The 20,068-nt window shown below is 73.5% G+C and carries 18 protein-coding genes and 5 tRNA genes; 14 read left to right on the top strand and 9 right to left on the bottom strand.

Features of this window, described 5'->3' with window-relative positions; all coding sequences use genetic code 11:
• Positions 1–118: 118 nt before the first annotated feature.
• The gene (locus OG309_RS07240; protein ID WP_329419080.1) at positions 119–790 is read right to left on the bottom strand and encodes a lysophospholipid acyltransferase family protein; all 672 of its coding nucleotides are present in this window, start codon (positions 788–790) and stop codon (positions 119–121) included.
• Positions 791–1,024: 234 nt separating this feature from the next.
• Between OG309_RS07240 and OG309_RS07235 the strand changes: the two genes are divergently transcribed.
• The 3 genes from OG309_RS07235 to OG309_RS07225 all read left to right on the top strand — a co-directional run bounded on the left by OG309_RS07235 (position 1,025) and on the right by OG309_RS07225 (position 3,517).
• Positions 1,025–2,227: a glycerophosphodiester phosphodiesterase gene (locus OG309_RS07235; RefSeq protein WP_329419078.1), complete on the top strand. Its 1,203-nt coding sequence runs from the start codon at positions 1,025–1,027 to the stop codon at positions 2,225–2,227.
• Positions 2,228–2,475: 248 nt separating this feature from the next.
• Entirely contained in the window at positions 2,476–2,997 is a 522-nt protein-coding gene (locus OG309_RS07230; RefSeq protein WP_329419077.1) for a sigma-70 family RNA polymerase sigma factor, read from the top strand.
• 37 nt (positions 2,998–3,034) lie between these two features.
• On the top strand, positions 3,035–3,517 hold the full coding sequence (locus OG309_RS07225) for a GNAT family N-acetyltransferase (RefSeq protein WP_329419076.1): 483 nt from the start codon (positions 3,035–3,037) through the stop codon (positions 3,515–3,517).
• A 34-nt stretch (positions 3,518–3,551) separates the two neighbouring features.
• On the opposite strand, the gene OG309_RS07220 is transcribed toward OG309_RS07225, so the two are convergent.
• Together OG309_RS07220 and OG309_RS07215 are read right to left on the bottom strand one after the other, a co-directional pair.
• On the bottom strand, positions 3,552–3,974 hold the full coding sequence (locus tag OG309_RS07220; RefSeq protein ID WP_329419075.1) for a hypothetical protein: 423 nt from the start codon (positions 3,972–3,974) through the stop codon (positions 3,552–3,554).
• A gap of 2 nt (positions 3,975–3,976) precedes the next feature.
• On the bottom strand, positions 3,977–4,339 hold the full coding sequence (locus OG309_RS07215) for a hypothetical protein (RefSeq protein WP_329419073.1): 363 nt from the start codon (positions 4,337–4,339) through the stop codon (positions 3,977–3,979).
• A gap of 618 nt (positions 4,340–4,957) precedes the next feature.
• Here OG309_RS07215 and OG309_RS07210 point away from each other — a divergent pair.
• From OG309_RS07210 to OG309_RS07175, 8 genes are all read left to right on the top strand, one after another.
• Entirely contained in the window at positions 4,958–6,043 is a 1,086-nt protein-coding gene (locus OG309_RS07210) for a methionine ABC transporter ATP-binding protein (protein ID WP_329419072.1), read from the top strand.
• Positions 6,040–6,708 (top strand): methionine ABC transporter permease, encoded by a 669-nt coding sequence (locus OG309_RS07205; protein ID WP_329419070.1) that lies wholly within the window; start codon positions 6,040–6,042, stop codon positions 6,706–6,708. Before OG309_RS07210 ends, OG309_RS07205 begins: the two co-directional genes overlap by 4 nt.
• A gap of 92 nt (positions 6,709–6,800) precedes the next feature.
• On the top strand, positions 6,801–7,655 hold the full coding sequence (locus OG309_RS07200) for a MetQ/NlpA family ABC transporter substrate-binding protein (RefSeq protein ID WP_329419069.1): 855 nt from the start codon (positions 6,801–6,803) through the stop codon (positions 7,653–7,655).
• A gap of 168 nt (positions 7,656–7,823) precedes the next feature.
• Positions 7,824–8,456 (top strand): GNAT family N-acetyltransferase, encoded by a 633-nt coding sequence (locus tag OG309_RS07195; RefSeq protein ID WP_329419068.1) that lies wholly within the window; start codon positions 7,824–7,826, stop codon positions 8,454–8,456.
• Between the two features lie 68 nt (positions 8,457–8,524).
• Positions 8,525–9,733 carry a precorrin-6y C5,15-methyltransferase (decarboxylating) subunit CbiE gene (gene cbiE, locus OG309_RS07190; RefSeq protein WP_329419066.1) on the top strand — a complete coding sequence of 403 codons (1,209 nt, stop codon included), beginning with the start codon at positions 8,525–8,527 and terminating at the stop codon, positions 9,731–9,733.
• A gap of 308 nt (positions 9,734–10,041) precedes the next feature.
• Positions 10,042–13,389, top strand: a complete 3,348-nt coding sequence (cobT, locus tag OG309_RS07185; protein ID WP_329419064.1) for a nicotinate-nucleotide--dimethylbenzimidazole phosphoribosyltransferase — start codon at positions 10,042–10,044, stop codon at positions 13,387–13,389.
• Between the two features lie 231 nt (positions 13,390–13,620).
• Complete coding sequence (gene cobA, locus OG309_RS07180) at positions 13,621–14,862, top strand: uroporphyrinogen-III C-methyltransferase (RefSeq protein ID WP_329419062.1); 1,242 nt, start codon at positions 13,621–13,623, stop codon at positions 14,860–14,862.
• Between the two features lie 65 nt (positions 14,863–14,927).
• Positions 14,928–15,746 (top strand): TrmH family RNA methyltransferase, encoded by an 819-nt coding sequence (locus OG309_RS07175; RefSeq protein WP_329419060.1) that lies wholly within the window; start codon positions 14,928–14,930, stop codon positions 15,744–15,746.
• Between the two features lie 114 nt (positions 15,747–15,860).
• On the opposite strand, the gene OG309_RS07170 is transcribed toward OG309_RS07175, so the two are convergent.
• Positions 15,861–17,117 (bottom strand): serine/threonine-protein kinase, encoded by a 1,257-nt coding sequence (locus OG309_RS07170; protein ID WP_329419059.1) that lies wholly within the window; start codon positions 17,115–17,117, stop codon positions 15,861–15,863.
• A gap of 436 nt (positions 17,118–17,553) precedes the next feature.
• Here OG309_RS07170 and OG309_RS07165 point away from each other — a divergent pair, with 436 nt between their 5' ends.
• The 3 genes from OG309_RS07165 (at position 17,554) to OG309_RS07155 (ending at position 19,172) form a co-directional block, all read left to right on the top strand.
• On the top strand, positions 17,554–17,721 hold the full coding sequence (locus OG309_RS07165) for a hypothetical protein (RefSeq protein ID WP_329419057.1): 168 nt from the start codon (positions 17,554–17,556) through the stop codon (positions 17,719–17,721).
• Positions 17,722–17,896: 175 nt separating this feature from the next.
• Complete coding sequence (locus OG309_RS07160; RefSeq protein WP_329419056.1) at positions 17,897–18,853, top strand: phosphotransferase family protein; 957 nt, start codon at positions 17,897–17,899, stop codon at positions 18,851–18,853.
• 40 nt (positions 18,854–18,893) lie between these two features.
• Complete coding sequence (locus tag OG309_RS07155) at positions 18,894–19,172, top strand: TFIIB-type zinc ribbon-containing protein (protein ID WP_329419054.1); 279 nt, start codon at positions 18,894–18,896, stop codon at positions 19,170–19,172.
• 167 nt (positions 19,173–19,339) lie between these two features.
• Here OG309_RS07155 and OG309_RS07150 read toward each other — a convergent pair.
• The 5 genes from OG309_RS07150 to OG309_RS07130 all read right to left on the bottom strand — a co-directional run bounded on the left by OG309_RS07150 (position 19,340) and on the right by OG309_RS07130 (position 19,826).
• Positions 19,340–19,414: transfer RNA gene (locus tag OG309_RS07150), tRNA-Val, on the bottom strand.
• A 47-nt stretch (positions 19,415–19,461) separates the two neighbouring features.
• Positions 19,462–19,533, bottom strand: a tRNA-Val gene (locus OG309_RS07145).
• 34 nt (positions 19,534–19,567) lie between these two features.
• Positions 19,568–19,639, bottom strand: a tRNA-Val gene (locus tag OG309_RS07140).
• Between the two features lies 1 nt (position 19,640).
• A tRNA-Cys gene (locus OG309_RS07135) sits at positions 19,641–19,714 on the bottom strand.
• Positions 19,715–19,753: 39 nt separating this feature from the next.
• Positions 19,754–19,826 (bottom strand) — tRNA-Gly (locus OG309_RS07130).
• Positions 19,827–20,068 lie beyond the last annotated feature (242 nt).

The raw sequence follows: 20,068 nt of genomic DNA, 5'->3' as shown, positions 1-20,068 counted from the left end.
CCGGCACACCGACGGGCCGACGCACCACGCCCGGCCCGGCAGGACGTACGTCGTACACGGCGAAGGGCGCCCCCGTCCGGGGGCGCCCTTCGCCGTGTCGGTCACGCGTGACGCGCCCTTACGCGGCCTTCGCCTTGGTGGCGTACATGTCCACGTACTCCTGACCGGAGAGCCGCATGACCTCCGCCATCACCGAGTCCGTCACCGCCCGCAGGACGTACCGGTCGCGGTCCATGCCGTCGTAGCGGGAGAACTCCATCGGCTCGCCGAAGCGGACCGTCACCCGGCCCGGCCGCGGGAAGCCCGCGCCGCCGGGCTGCAGCTTGTCCGTGCCGATCATCGCGAACGGGACCACCGGGGCCCCGGTCATCAGGGTCAGCCGCGCGATGCCGGTACGGCCGCGGTACAGGCGCCCGTCGGGGGAGCGGGTGCCCTCGGGGTAGATGGAGAAGATCTTGCCCTCCTCCAGCACCCGGCGGCCCGTCATCAGCGCCGCCACGCCGCCGCGGCCACCGTCGCGGTCCACCGGGATCATGCCGACGCTGGTGAAGAACCAGGCCATCAGGCGGCCCTTGACGCCCTTGCCCTTCACGTACTCGTCCTTGCCGATGAAGAAGACCTGACGGTCCAGGCAGATCGGCATGATCATCGAGTCGATGAAGGTGAGGTGGTTGCCCGCGAGGATGACCGGACCCGTACCCGGGATGTTCTCCGCGCCCTCGACGCGGGGGCGGAACATGAGGCGCAGGACCGGCCCAAGAGCTGCCTTCATGAGCGCGAGACGGGACAACGGTTCCTCCGGTGTCGGGCGGGGCGGGCGTGCGCGGCTCGGTGGAGCGGCACGTGCAGGTGTGGACGATACTCGCGGGTCACCCCCTGTCGCACATCGGGTTCACGGAGTGGATACGCGGTGTTGACGTGTGTTTCCGCCATGTTCCGCCGAGGTCTGCCGCCCGTAGGGCGGCACTGCCTAGCGTCAGGACATCAGTTGACAGGTGCGGGACATCACACCGAAGGAGCGTTCATGACACAGGGTGAGAGCAGCAGGACCCCGGCGCGGCGCGCCGTCCTCGGCGCGGCGGGCGCGGCCGTCCTGGGCGGCTCGGCCGTCCTCGGTGCGGGCACCGCGCAGGCGGTCCAGTCGGCCGTCGCCGCGGACGCCGAGGCGGACCGCGGCCGCGGGCACGGGGGCGACGGCCGCGGCTACCGCTCCCTGCCCGTCCCCACCGTCATCGGGCACCGCGGCGCCAGCGGCTACCGTCCCGAGCACACCCTCGGCTCCTACCAGCTCGCCCTGGACCTGGGCGCCCACGTCATCGAGCAGGACCTCGTCCCCACCAAGGACGGGCACCTGGTGTGCCGCCACGAGAACGACATCACCGGCACCACCGACGTCGCCGACCACCCCGAGTTCGCCTCGCGGAAGACCACCAAGAGCATCGACGGGGTGTCCCTCACCGGCTGGTTCACCGAGGACTTCACCCTCGCCGAGCTCAAGACCCTGCGCGCCAAGGAGCGGATTCCCGCCACCCGCCAGGAGAACACCCTCTACGACGGGCGCTGGGCCGTGCCCACCTTCGAGGAGGTGCTGCGCTGGGCCGAGCGCGAGGGCCGCCGCCGCGGCCGCGAGGTGTGGCTGCACGTCGAGACCAAGCACCCCACCTACTTCCGCTCGCTCGGCCTCGGCCTGGAGGAGCGCCTCGCCAAGCTGCTGCGCCGCTACGGCCGCCACCGCGCGAACTCGCCCGTCTTCCTCCAGTCCTTCGAGCCCGGCAGCATCCAGCGCCTCGCCCGGCTCGTGGACTGCCCGCGCGTGGTCCTGCTCTCGGCCGCCGGCACCCGCCCCTGGGACTTCGTCGAGTCCGGCGACCCGCGCACCGTCTCCGACCTGGTCAAGCCCGAGGGCCTGCGCTGGATCGCCTCGTACGCGCAGGGCATCGGGCCGACGCTCGACCTGATCCTGCCGCGCGACGCGAGCGGCCGCCTCGGCGCCGAGACCACCCTGGTCCGCGACGCCCACGCGGCGGGCCTGATCCTCCACCCGTACACCCAGCGCAACGAGAACACCTTCCTGCCGGCCGAGTACCGGCGCGGCACCGACCCGGCGGCCTACGGCGACGCGTTCGGCGCGCTGAAGCGGTTCTTCGCGACCGGCATCGACGGCCTCTTCTCCGACAACGCCGACACGGCACTGCTCGCGGCCGCGGAGTTCACGGCGGGGCGCTGAACCCGGCCCGCGGCCAGGGCCCGCGGCCAGGGCCCGCGACCGGATCCCGGCCAGGGCCCGCGACCGGATCCCGGCCAGGGCCCGCGGCCAGGTCCCGAACCCGGAACCCGGCCCCGGAAGCCGGCCCGTGCCGGACCGGGCACCGGACCCGACGGCCCGTCCGGTGCCCGGCGGGCCCCGTACCTCCGACCGGGTGTATTCCGCCCGGATCCGCAACCAGGTCGTGCCCGCCCCGCATCGTGGCGGGCATGACCTCCCCCGAAGCGCTGCTCGCCACCCTCACGCCCCTGCTCGCCGCCGAGTCCCGTGCGGAGGCCCCGGCCGCCGGGGTCGAGGCGGGGGACCTCGAACAGGCCGTCTGGCTGCGCCTCCTGGAACGGCTCCAGGAGGACGGCGAGCCCGAGCACCCTGCCGACTGGCTGCGCCGCGCCGTCCGTGCCGAGGCGCGCCGCGCCCGCCGGGCCTCGGCGCGCGAGCGGCCCTACCGGGAGGAGCCGGCCCACCCGTCCCACGGGTCGCCCGAGAGCACCGTGCTGGTCTCCGAACGCGGCCGCACCGTGCGCGCCGCCGTCCGCCGCACCCCCGGTCACTGCCCCCGGCTGCTGACCGCGATGCTCCACCCCGCGGACCCCACCTACCGCGAAATCGCAGGAGCGTTGGGTATCTCACAGGGAAGTCTGGGCCCGATGCGTTCCCGTTGCCTGGGATGCCTGCGCAGAATGCTGGCTGCGGAGGTTCCCCTCCCCGGCGTACGGGGAAGGGTGCCGTAGACCGACGGCGGACCAGGTGAGCGGGAGGCATGCACACATGGGCATGAGCGTGACCATCTCAGCGGCAGACGCGCAGGACGCGGAGCACATCCTCAAGCTGCAGTACCTCTGCTATCAGCGCGAGGCCGAGATCTACCAGGACTGGTCGATCGAGCCGCTGACCCAGTCGCTCGACGCCCTGCGTGCCGAACTGACCGAGGGCCAGGCCTTCGTGGCCCGCCTCGGCGACGAGATCGTCGCCTCCGTGCGCGGCCGGCTCGACGAGGACGGCACCGTGCGGATCGCCAAGCTGATCGTCCACCCGCGGCTGCAGCGCCACGGCCTCGGCGGGCGCCTCCTGGACGCCATCGAGGGCCACTACGCCGAGGAGCCGGCGCCCGCCGCCAAGCGCTTCCAGCTCTTCACCGGCCACCGCAGCGAGGGAAACCTGCGCCTGTACCGCAGCAAGGGCTACGCACAGGTCTCCACGCGCGAGGTGGGCCCGAGGCTGACGCTCGTCACGCTGGAGAAGGCGGCCTGACGGACCGCCCCGACGCCGACGGGGGTCCCGCCGGTCAGACGGCCGCGCGGGACCGCCGCAGCCACCAGATCCCGGTCAGCGGCAGCAGCACCGGAATGAAGACGTAGCCGTAGCCGTAGTCCGACCAGACCGTCGCGTCCGGGAAGGCCGACGGCTCGACCAGCGTCCAGGTGCCCACGGTCAGCACGCCCACGAGCTCGGCGGCGCAGCACACCAGCGCCGCCCTGCGGGCCGTCTCCCCGCCCCGTACCAGCGTGTACGTGATGAAGGCATAGACCACCGCGGCGACCGCCGACAGGGAGTACGCCAGCGGGGCCCGGTCGAACTCGGTGGCGATCTGGTAGATCGAGCGGGAGACCGCGCCCACCGACATCACGCCGTACAGCCAGACGAGCAGCATCCCGGGGCCCGTGACCAGCCGCCCGGTCCCCTGCTCCTCGGTCTCGGTCGCGGTCATGATCAGCCCACCGTCCAGATGTCGTAGAGACGCACTTCGAGCACGGCGAGCACGACCGCACCGGCCGCCACCGTCGCCGAGCCCCACTTGCTGCGCTCGGTCAGGGACATCAGACCCGCCGCGGGCACCGCGCACAGGGCGCCCAGCAGGTAGGCGATGAAGATCGTCGTGCCCTCCTCCGCCTTCTCGCCGCGGGCCAGCTGCACGATCCCGACCACCAGCTGCACCAGGGCGAGCACGGTGACCACGGCCATGCCGATGAAGTGCCAGTCCTTGGTGGACTGGTTCCGGGTGAAGGCGAAGCCGCACCAGGCGGCGAGCGCGAGCGCGGTCACCGAGACCGCGACCGTCAGGGCGTCAAGCATGCGCCCGAGGGTATTACGGGGCGAATGGCCCGATGCGCGCGCCCCCCGCCGGCGCCCGCACCCGTAGCGGGTCCGACCCGTGCCGTTCCCGCTCGCAGCCGCGAATCGTGGCCTTGGCCACAACCCGCGGCCGGGAAGGGCCCGTCGCGGGGCTCGTGGTGACCGTCGCGTCCCCGGAGTCCGCGCAGGCCACGAAGGGCGGAACGGAGTCCCTCGCCGACCGCCGGACCCGCGCCCGGCTGTCCGCATGCCGTCTCAGCGCTGTCCGCTATGCGGACAGTCTCCTTTCGTTCGCACGTTTGCATGCTTTACTTGCAGCCATGACCACGACGAGCAGCCGCACCCTTGCGACCGAGGCGATCACGACGCCCGGTGCTCGTTGTATGTGTCGAATGTGCGCCATCTGAGGGCCCCCGACCGAGACTCGCGCCCCGAAGCGAGCCCCGACGGCCAGCCGTTCCGCCACGCCACCAGGCGTCGGACCGTGCCCGCCCCGCGCACGCGCTGCCTCCCGGCCACCAGCCGCGACAGCGACCGCCTGCGCCCGACTGTCCGAACGACGTATGCCCCGTGCACGGCGGACCCCGCGCCGCGCACTCGACAGTGACGGAAACCCCTGTGATCACCACTTCGGGCCTGACCAAGGTCTACGAGTCGAGAGGCCGCCAGGTCACCGCCCTGGACGGCGTCGACCTCCACGTCCGCGAGGGCGAGGTCTTCGGCGTGATCGGCCAGAGCGGCGCCGGCAAGTCCTCCCTCATCCGCTGCGTCAACCTTCTGGAGCGCCCCACCTCGGGCACCGTGACCGTGGACGGCGTCGACCTCACCGCGCTCGCCGGCAAGGGCCGCCGCGCCGGCAAGGACCTGCGCCGCGCCCGCAGCAGCATCGGCATGGTCTTCCAGCACTTCAACCTGCTGTCCTCGCGCACCGTCAAGGACAACATCGAGCTCCCGCTGGAGATCCTCGGCGTCTCCGGCGCCGAGCGCTCCCGGCGCGCCCTCGAACTCCTCGACCTGGTCGGCCTCGCCGACAAGGCGAAGTCCTACCCGGGCCAGCTCTCCGGCGGCCAGAAGCAGCGCGTCGGCATCGCCCGCGCCCTGGCCGGCGAGCCGAAGGTCCTCCTCTCCGACGAGGCCACCAGCGCCCTCGACCCGGAGACCACCCGCTCCATCCTCCAGCTGCTGCGCGACCTCAACCGGCAGCTCGGCCTCACCGTCCTGCTCATCACGCACGAGATGGACGTCGTCAAGACGATCTGCGACTCGGCCGCGCTGATGCAGCGGGGCCGGATCGTCGAGACCGGCACCGTCGGCGAACTGCTCGCGACCCCCGGCTCCCAGCTGGCCGCCGAGCTCTTCCCGGTCAGCGGCGCCGCCACGGCCCCCGACCGCACGGTCGTGGACGTCACCTTCCACGGCGAGACCGCCACCCAGCCGGTGATCTCGCAGCTCTCCCGGACGTACAACATCGACATCTCGATCCTCGGCGCGGCGATGGACACCGTCGGCGGCCGGCAGATCGGCCGCATGCGGATCGAACTGCCCGGACGCTACGAGGACAACGTCGTCCCGGTCGGCTTCCTGCGCGAGCAGGGCCTCCAGGTGGAGCCCGTCGAGCCCGAAGAGAGCGCAGACCCCGCAGAACCGCAGGACCGGCCGGTGCCCGCCCAGGCGCCCGCGCTGGTGAAGGAAGGTGCCAAGTGACCTGGTCCGAAATGCAGCCGCTCCTCGAACAGGGCACCGTCGACACCCTCTACATGGTCCTGTGGGCCACCGTCGTCACCATCCTCGGCGGCCTCCCGCTCGGCATCCTCCTCGTCCTCACCGACAAGGGCGGACTGCTGCAGAACCGGCCGGTGAACAAGGTCGTCGGCGCGATCGTGAACGTGGGCCGCTCGCTGCCGTTCATCATCCTGCTGATCGCCCTGATCCCCTTCACCACCTTCGTCGTCGGCACCTTCATCGGCCCGACCGCGATGATCGTGCCGCTCGCCATCGGCGCCATCCCCTTCTTCGCCCGGCTCGTCGAGACCGCGATCCGCGAGGTCGACCACGGACTCGTCGAGGCCGTCCAGGCCATGGGCGGCGGCATCCCCACCATCGTCCGCAAGGTCCTGCTCCCGCAGGCCCTGCCCTCGCTGGTCTCCGCCGTCACCACCACCGTGATCGTGCTCATCGGCTACTCCGCGATGGCCGGCGCGGTCGGCGGCGAAGGCCTCGGCTCCAAGGCCGTCACGTACGGATACCAGCGCTTCGACACCACCTTCATGCTGGTCACCGTCGTCGTCCTGGTCGCGATCGTCACCGTCGTCCAGCTCATCGGCGACGGCGCCGTCCGCCTCCTCGCCCGCCGCGGCCGCACCGCGTAACCCGGCCGGGACCACCCAGACTTCGTCACCCGAAGAAAAGCCAGGACTTGTTGTCCAGGCGTCCACCGCTCCACCGGAAAGAGGCACTCTTCGTGCGCAACAACATCAAGCTCACCGCGGGCATCGCCGCCACCGCCGCTCTCGCTCTGGGCCTCACCGCCTGCGGCACCTCCTCCGACCCGTCCTCCTCCAAGGACGCCGCCGGATCCGCCGACAAGGCGCTCGTCGTCGCCGCGTCCCCGACGCCGCACGCCGACATCCTCAAGTTCGTCAAGGACAACCTGGCCGAGAAGGCGGGCCTGAAGCTGGAGGTGCGGGAGTTCACGGACTACGTCCTGCCGAACACCGCCACCGAGACCGGCCAGGTCGACGCCAACTTCTTCCAGCACAAGCCGTACCTCGACGACTTCAACAAGAAGAACAACACCCACATCGTCCCGGTGGTGAACGTCCACCTGGAGCCGCTCGGCCTCTACTCCAAGAGCGTCAAGTCGCTGAAGGACATCAAGGCCGGCCAGACGATCGCCGTCCCCAACGACACCACCAACGAGGGCCGCGCCCTCCACCTGCTCGCCGACAACGGGCTCATCACCCTGAAGGCGGGCGTCGGCACCGACGCCAAGCTGTCCGACATCAGCGACAAGAAGGGCCTGGAGTTCAAGGAGCTGGAGGCCGCCACCGTGCCCCGCGCCCTGAACGACGTCGACGCCGCCGTCATCAACGGCAACTACGCCATCGAGGCCAAGCTGGAGCCGGCCAAGGACGCCCTCGCGCTGGAGAAGGCGGAGGGCAACCCCTACGCCAACTTCCTCGCCGTCAAGCAGGGCAACGAGAAGGACGCCCGCGTGGAGAAGCTGGCCAAGCTGCTCAACTCGCCCGAGGTGAAGAAGTACATCGAGGACACCTACAAGGGCTCGGTCATCCCCGCCTTCGGCGCGGCGAAGTAACACCCCGTCACCCGAGGGCCCGTCAGAAGGCCCCCGTAGTACGGTCCTCCACCAGAAGGCCCCGCACGCCCCGTCCGGCGAGCGGGGCCTTCGGCTCACCCGCGCATGCGCTGCGGCAGCCCCATGCTGCATGCTGTGCGTTCACGGTCTTCACGTATGGAGCTGAGCATGACTACGACCTTCCCGTCCATCTCCATCAGCACGGACCGCCTGGTGCTGCGCGCGCTCGAACCGGCCGACGTGCCCGCGCTCGCCGAGATGATGAACGACGAGCTGGTCGCCGCCTGGACCTCGGTCCCGCAGCCCTTCACGGAGGACGCCGCCCGGCGCTGGATCGAGGAGTACGCCCCCACCGAGCGCGCCGCGGGCCGCGGCCTCGACCTCGCCGTCACCGAGTTCCTCACCCAGCGCCTGGTCGGCGTCGTCCAGCTGGCCAAGACCAACTGGCGGGTGCGCTCCACCGAACTGTCGTACATCGTCGCCCCCTGGGCGCGCGGCGAGGGATACGCCTCCGAGGCGGCGCTCGCCACCGCCCAGTGGCTCTTCGGCGACCAGCGGTTCGAGCGCATCGAGCTGCGCACCGCCGCCGACAACACCGCCTCCCAGCAGGTCGCCCAGAAGATCGGCTGCATCAGCGAGGGCGTCCTGCGCAACGCGTGCATAGCGCGCACCCGCGCCGAGGACGGCGCATGGGAGGACCTGCGCACCGACTACATCGTGTACAGCCTCCTCCCCGAGGACCTGGACAGCGCCGACCAGCTCGCCGAGGCCGGCTACTCCGGCTACGCCGACTGGAGCTGATCGGGAACGTGCCCGGGTAGGCTCGTTCCGCCCCCGACCTGCACATACCTCCAGGGAGACAGAGACAGATGGCCGACCGGGTCACGGTGATCGGCTGGGACGGTTCGCCCCTCACCGCGGCGGCCCGGTCCGCCCTGGCCGCCGCCACCCTCGTCGCCGGCGCCGCGCACCACCTCGCCCTCCCCGAAGTGCCTCCCTCCGCCGAACGCGTCCGCCTCGGCAGCGTCGACCTCGCCGCCCGCAGGATCGCCGGCCACCGCGGCACCGCCGTCGTGCTCGCCGACGGCGACCCCGGCTTCTTCGGCGTCGTCCGCACCCTGCGCGCCCCCGAGCACGGCCTGGAGGTCGAGGTGGTCCCCGCCGTCTCCTCCGTCGCCGCCGCCTTCGCCCGCGCCGGAATGCCCTGGGACGACGCCCGGATCGTCGTCGCCCACCAGCGCACCCTGCGCCGCGCCGTCAACGTCTGCCGCGCCCACCCCAAGGTCGCCGTCCTCACCTCGCCCGGCGCGGGCCCCGCCGAGCTCGCCCTCCTCCTCGACGGCGTCCACCGCACCTTCGTCATCTGCGAGGAGCTCGGCACCACACGCGAACAGGTCAGCGTCCTCACCTCCGACAAGGCCGCCGACCACGTCTGGCGCGACCCCAACGTCGTCATCGTCATCGGCGGCACCCCCACCCCCGCCCCGGGCCGCACCGGCGCCTGGCTCATGGGCGACGACACCCCCGCCGAACGGGGCTGGGCGCTGCCCACCGCGGAGACCGGCGGCCGCGCCGGCCAGGACCCCGACCTGCGCGCCGCGCACCTCGCCCGCCTCGGCCCCCGCGTCGGCGACCTCGTCTGGGACATCGGCTGCGCCGACGGCGCCTTCGCCGTCGACGCCGCCCGCTCCGGCGCCGCCGTCATCGCCGTCGACGCCGACCCGGAGGCCTGCGCCCGCACCGAGGCAGCCGCCCGCCGCGCGGGCGTCCTGCTCCAGGCCGTCCCCGGCCGCGCCCCGCACGTACTGGAACGCCTGCCCGAACCCGACGTCGTACGCATCGGGGGCGGGGGAGTCCCCGTCGTCACCGCCTGCACCGACCGCCGTCCGGAACGGATCGTCGCGCACGCCACGACCCGTGACGAGGCCGAGGCGATCGGCGCCGCCCTGGCCGACGGCGGCTACACCGTGGAGTGCCGTCTGCTGCAGACCGTGGGCCTCGACCCGGCCGACTGGAGCGAACGCGAACGGACCGTCGCGTTCCTTCTCAGCGGCGTCCGGGCCCGGCGCTCCCCGTGATCGCGGGGAGCGGCGGGGGAGGTAGGCTGGCCGATTGTTGTACCGCACCGGGACGTTCGGCGATTTGTTCGCCAATGCCCTGAACCGGGGGCCGCTTTGGGCCTCTGATGTGGTACGGAGCCGTGGGGGCCGCGCGACGTGGCGCAGTCCACAGCGAACCGTGTCGGATCCGCCTGCCAGGATGGCCGAGGGCCGGGACAATGCATGGGTGTCCGCGCGTCCTTCGTGCCGCACGGCACGCACGCTCGTTCTTGTCTTGGCGGGCGAAGGTCTGAAGGAGCACAACCGATGGGCGAGGGGTACGCAGCATGACGGACACCGGCCAGATCCCGGGCGAGGGGCTGCCGGAGAACGCAGGCATGGTCGAGCAGCCGGGCATCCCCGCTCCGGGCGCGTACACCTTCCTGGACCCCTCCGAGCACGCAGCCGAGGACGACGACCTGCTTCTGATGCCGGGCGCCCAGGGTGCCTGGAGCGAGCACCAGCCGGGCGTCCCGCCCGCACCGCCCGTCGCCGTGCCCGCCCCGCCCGTCGACCCGCTGACGGCCCCGCTGGACCAGGTGACCGCCACCCCGCCGCAGGGCGTGCCGCTGCCCCCGCACACCCCGGCCCACGGCGTCCCGCTGGAGCCCGAGTACGGGTACGAGCCGGGCGTCCTCGACACCGGCGCCCACGAGGCCGCCGGCCGCGACACCGGCTCCGTCGACCTCGGCGGCGTCCGGGTGCCCCCGCCGGGCGCCGCGACGACCCCGCCGCCGGCCCGCCGCCCCCTGCACATGGGCCCGCCGCTCCCCGAGGGCACCGGTCCCGCGGTCCGCTCCCTCGCCGACCGCGGCCCCGCCGCCCCGGCCCCGCAGCCCGCGCCCGTCCAGGTCGCCGCGATGGCCCCCGCCCCGATGCCGGTCCACACCCCGGGCCCGCCGACGGCCGGCCTGGAGTACCTGGACGGGGCGCAGGACCAGCAGACCGCCCCGCAGGGCGCCGTGCCGTGGACCGTGCAGCCCGAGGCCGCCCCCGCAGAAACGGTCGTCCCTCCGGTCGCCCGGTTCGTCCCGGTCGAGGGCTCGGTCCCGACCGCTCCGCACCTGGCCCCGACCCCCCTGGCCGAGCCGGAGCCGACCCCCGAGGAGCTCCCGCTCGCCGAGGCCCCGGCGGCCGAGGCCCCGGTGGACCAGCCGGCCCCGGAGCAGCCCCTGATCGAGCAGCCCGCACCGGAGCAGCCGGCCGCCGAGCAGCCGGTGCCCGTCGAGGTGCCGGTGGCCGAGGCGCCGGTCGTCGAGGAGCTCGTGGTCGAGACGCCCGCCGCCGAGCAGCCGCTCGCGCAGGAGCCCGTCGTCCAGGAGCCCGTCGCCGTGCAGCCGGTGGCCGAGCAGCCGGTGGCCGAGCAGCCCGTTCCCGAGCAGCCCGTTCCCGTGCAGCCGGTGGCCGAGCAGCCCGTGGCGACCCCGCCGGTGGCCGTGGTCCCCGCCCCGCGTGAGCCCGAGCCGCAGGCCGTGGAGGTCGCGGAAGCCACCGAGCTCGCGGCCGAGGCGCCCGTGGTGGAGCCCGTCGCCGAGCAGCCCGTGGAAGCGGCGCCGGTGGAGGCCGCCCCCGTAGAGGTCACGGCCGAGGACATCCCGGTCGTGACCGACGAGGTCCCCGTCGTGGCCGAGGAGATCCCGGTCGCGGTCGAGGAGCCCGCCGAGGCGGCCCCGCAGCCCGAGGCGGCCCCGCAGCCCGCGGCGGACGAGCCCCAGGCCCAGGCGCCCGAGGCCCGGCCGACCGCCGAGCAGGAGAGCCCGGCCGAACCGCAGGCGCCCGGCTCGGCGGAGGCGCCGGAAGCGGTCCAGGAGTCGCAGGAGGCCCAGGGGACCCCGGCGCCCGAGGAGGCCCTGGAGACGCCGGAGGCCCTGGAGGCCCTGGAGGACGCCACCGTCCCCCCGACCGCCCCCGCCCCCGGCTATGACGAGGCGGAGCGCGAAGCGGTCCTCCGCGTCATGCGCGAGCGCCGCGACATCCGCAACGGCTTCCGCTCGGACCCGATCCCGCACGAGGTACTGCTCCGCGTCCTGGAGGCGGCCCACACGGCGCCCAGCGTCGGTCACTCGCAGCCCTGGGACTTCGTCGTCATCCGCAGCGCCGAGACGCGCCGCACGATGCACGAGCTCGCCGCGCACCAGCGCGAGGCGTACGCGAAGTCGCTCCCCAAGGGCCGGGCGAAGCAGTTCAAGGAACTGAAGATCGAGGCCATCCTCGACACCCCGGTCAACATCGTCGTGACCGCCGACCCGACGCGCGGCGGCCGCCACACCCTCGGCCGCTACACGCAGCCGCAGATGGCCCCGTACTCCTCGGCCCTCGCCGTGGAGAACCTCTGGCTCGCCGCCCGTGCCGAGGGCCTCGGCGTCGGCTGGGTCAGCTTCTTCGACGAGCGCGAGATGGTCCGCGCCCTCGGCCTGCCCGAGCACCTCGAAGTGGTCGCGTACCTCTGCGTCGGCTACGTCGACGAGTTCCCGGAGGAGCCGGAGCTGATGCAGGCGGGCTGGTCCAAGCGCCGCCCCCTGTCCTGGGTCGTCCACGAGGAGACGTACGGCCGCCGCGCGCTGCCCGGCGAGGAGCCGCACGACCTGCTCCAGGAGACCGTGGCCAACATCCGCCCGCTGGACGCCAAGGCGCTCGGCGAGGCGTGGGAGCGCCAGAAGCGCATGACCAAGCCCGCCGGGGCCCTGGGCATGCTGGAGATCATCTCCGCGCAGCTCTCCGGCCTGTCCCGCACCTGCCCGCCGCCGATCCCGGAGCCGGCCGCCGTGGCGATCTTCGCCGGTGACCACGGGGTGCACGCGCAGGGTGTCACGGCGTGGCCCCAGGAGGTGACCGGCCAGATGGTCGCGAACTTCCTCGGTGGCGGCGCGGTGTGCAACGCCTTCGCGAACCAGGTGGGCGCCGAGGTCTGCGTGATCGACGTGGGCGTGGCGAGCGAGCTCCCGTCCACGCCGGGCCTCCTTCCCCGCAAGGTCCGCCCGGGCACGGCCGACTTCACCATCGGCCAGGCCATGACCCACGACGAGGTCATCGCCGCGATCGAGGTCGGCATCGAGACGGCCCGCGACCTCGTCGCCGCGGGCAACAAGGCCCTGCTGACCGGCGAGATGGGCATCGCGAACACCACCGCGTCCGCTGCCCTCATCTCGGTGTACACCGGCGTCGACCCGACCGAGGTCACCGGCCGCGGCACGGGCATCAACGACGAGATGCACGCCCGCAAGGTGGACGTGGTCCGCCGCGCCCTCGACCTCCACGAGCCGGACCCCGCGGACCCGATCGGCGTCCTGGCGGCGGTCGGCGGCCTGGAGCACGCGGCGCTGGTCGGCCTGATCCTCGGCGCGGCCTCGCTGCGCACCCCGGTGATCCTGGACGGCGTCTCGACCGGAGCCGCGGCCCTGGTGGCCCGGGCCATCGCGCCCGAGTCCCTGGCGGCGTGCATCGCGGGCCACCGCAGCGCCGAGCCGGGCCACGTGGCGGCCCTGAACAAGCTGGGCCTGCGCCCGCTGGTCGACCTCGACCTGCGTCTGGGCGAGGGCACGGGCGCGCTCCTGGCCCTCCCGCTGGTCCAGAGCGCCGCCCGCGCGATGCACGAGGTGGCGACGTTCGACTCCGCGGGCGTGACGGAGAAGTAGGAGCAGCACCAGAACAGGGAACGCCCCGCTGTCCCCGCTCCCGCGAGGGGAGACGGGACCGGGGCGGCCCGCTCAGGGGGTGGGCCGCCCCGGTCGGCCCCCCTGAGCGGGGCCCTGGAGCGTCCCCGACGCCGGCCGCCCGCCGGCGGGAGATCCGTCACAGCGTGACAAGCCCTGGTCACCGATATCGTGGTGCCCACACGCACCGCCCCTCCGAGGAGCCGCCCGCACATGGCCGACCACGCCGCCAACGCAGAGCACCCCGCCTACCCCGTCGGACTGCGCCTCTCGGGCCGCCGCGTCGTCGTGCTCGGCGGCGGCCAGGTCGCCCAGCGCAGGCTTCCGGCGCTGATAGCGGCCGGCGCAGACGTCACGCTGATCTCCCCCTCCGCGACCCCCTCGGTCGAGGCGATGGCCGAGGCCGGCGAGATCACCTGGACCAGGCGCCGCTACGAGGAGGGCGACCTCGCGGACACCTGGTACGCGCTCGTCGCCACCACGGACCCGGCCGCCAACGCGGCGGCGTCGGCGGAGGCCGAGCGCACCAGGACCTGGTGCGTCCGCTCGGACGACGCGGAGGCCGCCACCGCCTGGACCCCGGCCACCGGCCGCAGCGAGGGCGTGACCGTGGCCGTGCTGACGGGCCACGACCCGCGCCGTTCGGCCGCCGTGCGCGACGCGATCGTGGAGGGCCTGCGCGACGGCTCGATCGCGGCGCCGACGCACCGCGCCCGCACCCCCTTCGTCGCCCTGGTCGGTGGCGGCCCCGGCGACCCGGACCTCATCACGGTGCGCGGCCGCCGCCTGCTCGCCGAGGCCGACGTCGTGATCGCGGACCGCCTCGGCCCCCGCGACCTCCTGAACGAGCTGCCGCCGCACGTCGAGGTGATCGACGCGGCGAAGATCCCCTACGGCCGTTTCATGGCCCAGGAGGCCATCAACAACGCCCTGATCGAGCACGCGAAGGCCGGGAAGTCGGTCGTCCGCCTCAAGGGCGGCGACCCGTTCGTCTTCGGCCGCGGCATGGAGGAGGCCCAGGCGCTCGCCGCCGAGGGCATCGCCTGCACGGTCGTGCCGGGCATCTCCAGCTCGATCTCGGTGCCGGGAGCCGCCGGCATCCCGGTGACGCACCGGGGCGTGGCCCACGAGTTCACGGTGGTCAGCGGCCATGTGGCCCCGGACGACGAGCGTTCCCTCGTGGACTGGGCGTCGCTGGCGAAGCTCACCGGGACCCTGGTGATCCTGATGGGCGTCGACAAGATCGACAAGATCGCCGAGGCCCTGATCGCCCACGGCAAGTCCCCGGACACGCCGCTGGCCCTCGTCCAGGAGGGCACGACCGCGACCCAGCGCCGGGTGGACGCCACGCTGGCGACGGTGGCGGAGACGGTGCGGACCCAGGAGGTCCGCCCGCCCGCGGTGATCGTCATCGGCGACGTGGTCGCGGAGTCCCCGGACAAGCCGGCGAAGTAGCGCCGCGGCGCACCCCGAACACCCCGCACATTGGCACCACACCCCGGACAAGGCAGTATCACCCCGTGGCCGAACTCATCACGATCGACGACCCCGACGACCCCCGCCTGAGCGATTACACCGGGCTGACCGACGTGGAGCTCCGCCGCAGGCGCGAGCCCGCCGAGGGCCTGTTCATCGCCGAGGGCGAGAAGGTCATCCGCCGCGCCAGGCAGGCGGGGTACGAGATGCGGTCGATGCTGCTCTCCGCGAAGTGGGTCGACGTCATGCGGGACGTGATCGACGAGGTCCCGGCGCCCGTGTACGCGGTGCAGCCGGACCTCGCCGAGCGCGTGACGGGCTACCACGTGCACCGCGGGGCGCTCGCGTCGATGCAGCGCAAGCCGCTCCCGGGCGCGACGGAGCTCCTGGGCACGGCCCGCCGGGTCGCGGTGATGGAGTCGGTCAACGACCACACCAACATCGGCGCGATCTTCCGCAGCGCGGCGGCCCTCGGCATGGACGCGGTGCTGCTCTCCCCTGACTGCGCGGACCCGCTGTACCGCCGTTCGGTGAAGGTCTCGATGGGCGCGGTGTTCTCGGTCCCGTACGCCCGCCTGGAGACCTGGCCGCGCGGTCTGGAGGCGGTCAGGGAGGCCGGCTTCAAGCTGCTCGCCCTCACGCCGGCCGACCGGGCCACCTCGATCGACGAGGCGGCCCCGCACCGGCTGGACCGGGTGGCGCTGATGCTGGGCGCGGAGGGCGAGGGCCTGTCGACGCAGGCGCTGCGCGCGGCGGACGAGTGGGTCCGCATCCCGATGGCGCACGGCGTGGACTCGCTGAACGTGGGCGCGGCGGCCGCGGTCGCCTTCTACGCGGTGACGAGCGGCCGCCCGCAGGTCTGATCTCCCTGCCTGCCTGCCTGCCTGCCCGGCTCGTTCTGCCGGGCCGACCTGCCTGCCCGGTCCTGACCTTCCCGGCCCGCCCGGCCCGCCGGGCTCCGCGCTCCCGGCTCGGGCTCAGCCCTGAAGTGCCTGCGCGGCGGCGATGCCCAGGGCGACGACCAGCGTGACCACGACGAAGACGAAGAGCCGCTGACGCAGCAGCCGGGGGTTGGCGGGCCGCCGTCCGGTGGAGGTGCTGCGGGCCCCGGGCCGGGTGCCGGGCCTGGAGTGCGGCGCACCGGCGCGTGAGGTGGACGGACGGCCCTTCCCGGCCCGCCCCTGCGTACCGGTGGACCGCTCGGTGACACGGTCGGCCTGGCGCTCCGCGTGCCGCTCGGCGGCGCGCTCGCCGTGCCGCTCGACGATCCGTTCACCGTGCCGCTCGGTGGTCCGCTCGGTGTACCGCTCGGTGGGCCGCGCGGCCGGCCGTACGGCTTGACGCTCCTCGGGCCGGTCCCGGTCCCGGTCCCGCTCCCGCTGTCCCGGCGCCCGGGGAGCGGCGGGGAGCCCCTGCGCCTCGCGGGCGGCGATCTCCTTGAGCCGCATGGACAGCTGGAGGGTGCTGGGACGTTCCTCCGGGTCCTTGGCGAGACAGGCGCGGACGAGGGGGGCGAGGGCGTCGGGGACGCCGTGCAGCTGGGGCTCCTCGTGGACGACCCGGTAGAGCATGACCTCGGAGCTGCCGTGCCCGAAGGGGGAGTCGCCCATGGCGGCGTACGCGAGTGTGGCGCCGAGCGAGAAGACGTCGGTGGCGGGGGTGACGGCCGCGCCCCGGACCTGCTCGGGCGCGAGGAAGCCGGGGGAGCCGACGGCGGTGCCGACGTGGGTGAGGGTGCTGGCTCCGGTGGCCCAGGCGATGCCGAAGTCGATGATGCGGGGGCCCTTGGGCGACAGCAGGATGTTCGAGGGCTTCAGGTCGCGGTGGACGACCCCGGCCTCGTGGACGGCGACGAGCCCCTCGGAGAGCGCGGCGCCGATCGCGGCGACGTCGGCGGCCCGCAGGGAGCCCTCTTCGGCGACCCGGTCGTGCAGGGAGGGGCCGGGGACGTACTGCGTGGCGAACCAGGGGCGCTCGGCCTCCAGGTCGGCGGCGACCAGCCGGGCCGTGCAGCCGCCGCGGATGCGCCGCGCGGCGGACACCTCGCGGGCGAAGCGGGAGCGGAACTCCTGGTCCTCGGCGAGGTCGGGCCGGATGACCTTGAGCGCGACGCGCTGTCCGCGCCGGTCGGAGCCGAGATACACGACTCCCATTCCGCCGGCTCCGAGCCTGCGGTGGAGCCGGAACGACCCGACGATCCGCGGGTCCTCGCGCCGGAGCCGCATCATCGCCATGTCCGTCCCCTCGTCCGTTCGACGTGGCACAGCTTACGTACCCCCGCCCCGGTGCGCTCACAGGCCGCGCCCTCGGGCCCGCATCGATTGTCAGTGCTGTGGGCGACACTTGAGAGGCGGTCAGTCACGCCACGTGTCAACGCCCGCCTCTACCGCAACAGTTGGGAGGGGGCCGGTTCGCCGCCCGGGAGCGCGCGCGGGGACGTGAGGGAGGTCACGCACCCCTCGGGGAAGACCCCGAGCCAGGGGGAGGCGTCTCCACCCAGGGGAGTACGCCGAGCGGACGGGCGTCATCCTCTCGGAGGCCCGGAAGTCGGTACGCGGGCATGACGTCCGGGGCGTCCCCGCTGCCTAGTGTTGAGGTCAAGCGGCGGGTGCAGCACTCGTCCCCCGAGGTCACCGCACCCGCCGCGTCAGACTCGACAGGAGAGGACCCATGGCGTACTCGGCACCGCGGATGAACCCCCGCCCTTCCAGCCGCCGCCACCCGCTGGTGGCGACCGCCATGGTCCTCCCTCTCGCGACCCTGCTCGTAGTCGTCTTCGGCGGCTGGGACGCGGTGGTCACTCAGGCGTCGTCCGTGGGCGTGATGCTGGGGCGCTGAGCGGCGCTCCGGACCCGGGAGAGCGGCCCGGGTCGGGGACATCCGGCCGGAAACCCCGTGGGGACGGGGGTGCGGCGGACGGCAGCGTGTGGCCGGTCAGCTGGGGAGCTGACCGGCCCTCGCGCTTTCCCGGGGCCTTTCCGGCCGGCCGGCCCCGTTGTCTAGGCTCCTCCTCGTGGAGGAGCCCGTTCTCGTTCAGCTGCACGCCCTCGCCCGCGCCGCGGCGCATCCGGGGGCGTCGTCGACGTGCCCGTGCGCGGTCGGGGTCCTCGCGGACCGGACCGACGGGACGGTCGTACGGCACGGGCGTCTGGTCCTGAAGTCGCACGCCCCGGACGGTGAGAGGGCGGCGCTCCGTTCGCGGGTGGAGGTCGCGGCCCTGCCGGAGCTGGCGGGGGTGCTCCTGCCGCCGCTGCCGAGCCCTCGCGCGGCGCTCGACGGGCGCCTGGTGACCGCGTGGCCGTACGGCGTCCCCGTCGACCCGGAGGACCCGGGCGCGGCCCCGTGGGAGGAGGCGGGCCGCCTCCTGGCGCTGCTGCACCGGACCCCGGCCCCGGCCGGCCTGCCGCCGATGCGCGCGCCGCTGAAGGCCGCCCTGGCCGTGGACCGGATGCGCCGCGCGGCTCCGGACCACCCGGCGACCGCGACGGTCCTGCGTGCCTGGCGCACCCTCACCCCCGAAGCGGGGACCCCGCCGGCCTCGCCCGGCCCGGGCCCGCTCGCCCTCTGCCACGGCGACTTCCACCTGGGCCAGCTGGTCCGCGCCCCGCGCTGGCTCCTGATCGACGTCGACGACCTGGGTGTCGGCGACCCGGCCTGGGACCTGGCCCGCCCCGCGGCCTGGTTCGCGGCGGGACTGCTGGCGCCGGAGGTCTGGTCGCGTTTCCTGGGCGCGTACGAGGGGGCCGGCGGCCCGGCCACCGGGAGCGGGCGCGCGGGGGAGCGGGACGGGGACCCGTGGGCCCGCCTGGACGTCCCGGCCCGCGCCCTGACGGTGCAGACCGCGGCGCTCGCGCTGGCCAAGTCGACCGCCGAGGGGCGCCCGCTGGACGAGGTGGAGGACGTGATGATCGACACCTGCGGTCGAATCGCCTCGCTCCGAACCGAGTTGGCTCCGCCGGCGTCCCCGTAGGGTGAGAGCACCATCCGAACGGCAGGGAGTTGAGCCGAGCATGCAGTGTCCCAAGTGCCACGCGCCCATGCACACGTACAACCGCAACGGTGTCCAGATCGAGCAGTGCAGCGGCTGCCGGGGCATATTCCTGGACTACGGCGAGCTGGAGGCCCTGACCCGCCTGGAGTCGCAGTGGGTGCAGCAGGCTCCGCCGGCCCCGCAGGCCTACCCGGCGCAGCCCGCGGCTCCGGCGTGGGGCGCTCCGCAGCACGGCGGTCACCACGGCCACCACGGCGGCCACCACCGCGGGTTCGGCCGGATGCTCTTCTCCTCCTGACCCCTCCGGGGCCTCCCGAGCTCGGGCCCGGAGCCCGAGCTCGGAGCTCGCCCCGTCCCGTCCCACCCGCACCGACGTGTGACGCCCGGCGTGCCGGCCGTCCGACGTCCCGACGGTTCGACACGAAGAAGCCCCCGTCCGCGAGATGCGGCCGGGGGCTTCTTCTGTGGTGCGCGATACTGGGATTGAACCAGTGACCTCTTCCGTGTCAGGGAAGCGCTCTCCCGCTGAGCTAATCGCGCGGGACGGTCTGGATCGTACAGGACGAACCCGGACCAATGGTACTGCGTGCGCGATACTGGGATTGAACCAGTGACCCCTTCCGTGTCAGGGAAGTGCTCTCCCGCTGAGCTAATCGCGCGGGGGATCCGAAGATCCAGGACCCGAAGGTCCAGTGGACGATACTGGGATTGAACCAGTGACCCCTTCCGTGTCAGGGAAGTGCTCTCCCGCTGAGCTAATCGTCCTTGGAGGTGGAGACGGGATTTGAACCCGTGTAGACGGCTTTGCAGGCCGTTGCCTCGCCTCTCGGCCACTCCACCAGGAGTGAATACAGGGGTTCGGGATGATCCCCCACATCGAGCGGACGACGAGATTCGAACTCGCGACCCTCACCTTGGCAAGGTGATGCTCTACCAACTGAGCCACGTCCGCTTGTCGTTTCCGTTTCGCTTGCGCGTCCCGGCGACGTGTTGAACTCTAGCGGATTCCTGGGCCAGTACAAAAACGCGTTTCCGCAGCGTGCTGACCTGCGCCCCCGCCGGGGCGTCCGGGAGCGTTCGTACGGCGTTCACTCCACGTGTCCCCGAGGTGGCACCCAGCCGCCGCCCGGGCCGCTCCCTTCCCTCTCCCTTCCCCTTCCCTCCCCCCGGCGTCCCTCCCCCCGGCGTCCCTCC

Origin of the sequence: Streptomyces sp. NBC_01268 (genome assembly GCF_036240795.1) — a bacterium.
Lineage (GTDB): Bacteria > Actinomycetota > Actinomycetes > Streptomycetales > Streptomycetaceae > Streptomyces.
This window is presented reverse-complemented; position numbering and strand designations above follow the sequence as displayed.

What these genes read in the sequence shown, in the direction of transcription:
- OG309_RS07235 (WP_329419078.1), top strand. Translation starts at nt 1,025, where the DNA reads ATGACACAGGGTGAGAGCAGCAGGACCCCGGCGCGGCGCGCCGTCCTC.
- OG309_RS07230 (WP_329419077.1), top strand. Translation starts at nt 2,476, where the DNA reads ATGACCTCCCCCGAAGCGCTGCTCGCCACCCTCACGCCCCTGCTCGCC.
- OG309_RS07225 (WP_329419076.1), top strand. Translation starts at nt 3,035, where the DNA reads ATGGGCATGAGCGTGACCATCTCAGCGGCAGACGCGCAGGACGCGGAG.
- OG309_RS07220 (WP_329419075.1), bottom strand. Translation starts at nt 3,974, where the DNA reads ATGACCGCGACCGAGACCGAGGAGCAGGGGACCGGGCGGCTGGTCACG.
- OG309_RS07215 (WP_329419073.1), bottom strand. Translation starts at nt 4,339, where the DNA reads ATGCTTGACGCCCTGACGGTCGCGGTCTCGGTGACCGCGCTCGCGCTC.
- OG309_RS07195 (WP_329419068.1), top strand. Translation starts at nt 7,824, where the DNA reads ATGACTACGACCTTCCCGTCCATCTCCATCAGCACGGACCGCCTGGTG.
- cbiE (WP_329419066.1), top strand. Translation starts at nt 8,525, where the DNA reads ATGGCCGACCGGGTCACGGTGATCGGCTGGGACGGTTCGCCCCTCACC.
- cobT (WP_329419064.1), top strand. Translation starts at nt 10,042, where the DNA reads ATGACGGACACCGGCCAGATCCCGGGCGAGGGGCTGCCGGAGAACGCA.
- cobA (WP_329419062.1), top strand. Translation starts at nt 13,621, where the DNA reads ATGGCCGACCACGCCGCCAACGCAGAGCACCCCGCCTACCCCGTCGGA.
- OG309_RS07170 (WP_329419059.1), bottom strand. Translation starts at nt 17,117, where the DNA reads ATGGCGATGATGCGGCTCCGGCGCGAGGACCCGCGGATCGTCGGGTCG.
- OG309_RS07165 (WP_329419057.1), top strand. Translation starts at nt 17,554, where the DNA reads ATGGCGTACTCGGCACCGCGGATGAACCCCCGCCCTTCCAGCCGCCGC.
- OG309_RS07155 (WP_329419054.1), top strand. Translation starts at nt 18,894, where the DNA reads ATGCAGTGTCCCAAGTGCCACGCGCCCATGCACACGTACAACCGCAAC.